Origin of the sequence: Pseudorhodoplanes sp. (assembly GCF_050250235.1) — a bacterium.
Classification (GTDB): domain Bacteria; phylum Pseudomonadota; class Alphaproteobacteria; order Rhizobiales; family Xanthobacteraceae; genus Pseudorhodoplanes.
Map to the genome: position 1 here is coordinate 1 of NZ_JBFWPA010000312.1, position 2,883 is coordinate 2,883.

Below are 2,883 nucleotides of genomic sequence, written 5' to 3' on the forward strand. Positions count from 1 at the left end.
TGGAGGACAGCGCAAACTGGTTGCCCATGTGAGCTTCACCGGTGCCGACGCGCGCCGTGAGAAGGATTGCCGCGAAGGCCACGATAATTCCGCAGAGGGTATGCGCCCAAAAGAGGTGACGCTGAGTATCGATGCCGGAAAGCCGCGATGCCTGGATATTGCTGCCGATGGAATAGATATGCCTTCCGAACCTGGTCCAATTCAGCATCACATAGAGCAGAACCAGAATTGACAGCGTTGCAATGACCGGGGCCGGGATGCCGAGGAACCGACCATAGCCAAATATCTGGCCGAAATCGCGCGGCATACCCGAAACCGGCATGCCGCTTGAGAGCAGAAGCGCCACTCCAAGCGCAACCGACATGGTTCCGAGCGTCATGATGAAGGAGTGAACCTTCATGTAGGCGACGCCAATGCCGTTGACGACGCCGACAATGGTGCCGGCTGCGAGACCTCCAAGCGCGCCGAGTGTCATGGCGAGAATCGTTGAATCGGGCGAGCGCAGAATGATGTCGCCTGCGATGAGATTAGCCACGACACTCACCAGGGCGATATTCGAACCCACCGAAAGGTCAAAATTGCCCGTCAGCAGCACGAGCAACTGAGCCATTGCCACGACGCTCAGGTAACTGGATTGCCTGAAGACGTTGAAGATATTTTCTGCGGACCAGAAGCGCGGCTCGATGAGACCCAGAATAAGAAATGCCACCGCGAGTAAAAATGGGAGAATGCCGACTGCAACGAAAAAGCTCTTGGTCGTCTGAAAAATATCATCCGATTGCGCACGTGGCGTATCGTTTTCCCTCATCTTCGCTCCCCGCGGGTCATATTTGTCGCGCTGAGAAATACGCTCAGCATGGAGGGTCGTTTGCGACCTCTCCTGATTATTCATTTTGCGCCTGCCCAACGCAAAGGCCAGCCACCGGCGGGATATGCCGGTGGCTGGTCCGCAGCATCAATCTACATTGAATACCGGCTTCCAGCCGGCCGGCGCGATGGTAACGTTCTTGTCGAAGGTCTTGATGTTGTCCCGACTGATAATGAAGGAATTGGGCGCCACGTCCTTGATTTCCAGTTTCTTCTCCAGCGCCCGAACGGCGAGATCAATCGCCATGGCGGGCTGCATCACTTCGGAAGCAGACACGGTTGCTTCCACGTCACCGCTTTCAACCAAGGCGAGCGTTTGCGGCGTGACGAAGCCTGCGACCAATCCCACATTCTTGCGGCCTTTGTCGCGCAGGATATCGTAGGCGGCTTCGATCGCCGGAGCGTTCCCGACGACATATTTTACGTCCGGGAAGGCGAGCAGGCCGTCTTCAACCACGGGGAACTGGGCTGCCTTGCTGCTGGCGGCATACAGCGATTTAACGACATCGATATCCGAGCCCTTGATCGCATCACGAAACCCCGATTCCATGAAGCCGACATAGCTCGCGCCGGCCGGACCCGCCATGTAGAGCGTTTTCACTTTTCCGGAGCCGGCGGGATGTTTCCCGGCGAGATATTTGCCGAAGGTTTCTCCAATTTTGCCATAAGACGTGACGACGCGTCCCGTGATCTTGTCAGAAGTCACGCCGTTGATCGTGTCGATGACAACCACGCCGCGCGCCGCGGCCGCGGCGATCGCATCATTCAGTCCTGTGCGGGACACGGACACCAGAACGATAGCCTGCGCGCCTCGCGTTACGCAGCTTTCGACCTGGTCGATCTGTCTTGCAACGTTTTCATATCCGCCGGCTGATTTTGCCTCCAGCTGGATCTTGAGACGTTGAGCTTCGGTGATGCCCCCGTAGAGAACCGACACCATGAAGGGATTGTCGGTGTGCGGAAGCAGGAGACAGACATTCCATTTCTTGGTGATCGCTGAAGGCTCAAGGGACGTATATTTTGTGGAAACAAGATTTTTTTGAGAGAGATCAAAGGCAGGTTCGGTTCGAACGGCATCAATCGTCCAAGCCTGCAAGGCGCTTGACGCGGTCGTTATCATTATTGCCGATAAGGCCGCTTTGTAGAAAAGACGGATCATAGCCATTTTCATAAGCACTCTCCGCTTGATTGGAATAAGACCTACACACGCAACCGTTCAGTTTCGCATTCAGCTTCTCGACAATTTCGCCTATCAATGGCTGACATGCGGCGTGATTCCGATGGCTCCTGCATTCGTTTTGCGGGGAATCTGGCTGTGCGCCGCAACATTGATGCGGCGCTGGAGCGCGGCGGATTGTCCGATTCCCCAGACGAGCGCAGATCTCAGATCAAGCAACGCGCGCGGCCAGCGCGTGCCGATCCTGCCGTAGAGTCGCGAGAACCGCTGGGTGGCGTCCACAACGGGACGCTGGGCTTTTTCCCATCGCGCCAAGGTTTCCGGAACATCCTTGTTGCCGGCCAAGTCGCGGCTGAGGACAAAGGCGGATTGCATGGCGACGCAGGCGCCTTGACCGAGATTGGGAGACATCGCGTGAGCGCCGTCGCCGACGATTGCAACCTTGCCCTTGTGCCAGGTATGGCAAGTCACATCGCTGAAGGACGCCCAACGACCATTGTCCGTGACGCGTTCGATAAACCTCTTCAAGGCCGGGAAAGACTTGATCCAGGATTCGTGATCGACGGGGGATTTTTGGCCTTGAACGTCGCTCTCGGGGCAACAGAGATAAACATAAACTTCATTGGGGCTGGCTGGCACGATGCCCACCCGACGTCCGCCATTCCAGTACTCCAGCGATTTTTCAACCGGATCATCCGGCCTTCGCGGAATAAGATATCGTCCGCAACCGTCGCGTAAATTTATGACCGATTTTGTAAGTCCCAGAGAATTCCGGACCGCAGAATTCACGCCGTCGGCGCCGATAATTAAATCGGCGGCATGTCGCGTTCCATTCTCCA

General features: G+C 56.3%; 3 protein-coding genes. All 3 read right to left on the minus strand.

Features of this window, described 5'->3' with window-relative positions; genetic code table 11:
• Positions 1-907, minus strand: a 907-nt coding sequence (locus tag AB7F49_RS39265) for an ABC transporter permease (protein WP_428533422.1), incomplete at its 3' end; no start/stop codon positions are given.
• A 48-nt stretch (positions 908-955) separates the two neighbouring features.
• Entirely contained in the window at positions 956-2,038 is a 1,083-nt protein-coding gene (gene torT, locus AB7F49_RS39270) for a TMAO reductase system periplasmic protein TorT (RefSeq protein WP_428533425.1), read from the minus strand.
• Between the two features lie 81 nt (positions 2,039-2,119).
• A partial coding sequence (locus tag AB7F49_RS39275) for an FAD-dependent monooxygenase (protein WP_428533428.1) occupies positions 2,120-2,883 on the minus strand: 764 nt, incomplete at its 5' end.

Excerpts from the sequence above, each read along its gene's own strand:
- torT (WP_428533425.1), bottom strand. The coding sequence starts at position 2,038 with ATGAAAATGGCTATGATCCGTCTTTTCTACAAAGCGGCCTTATCGGCA.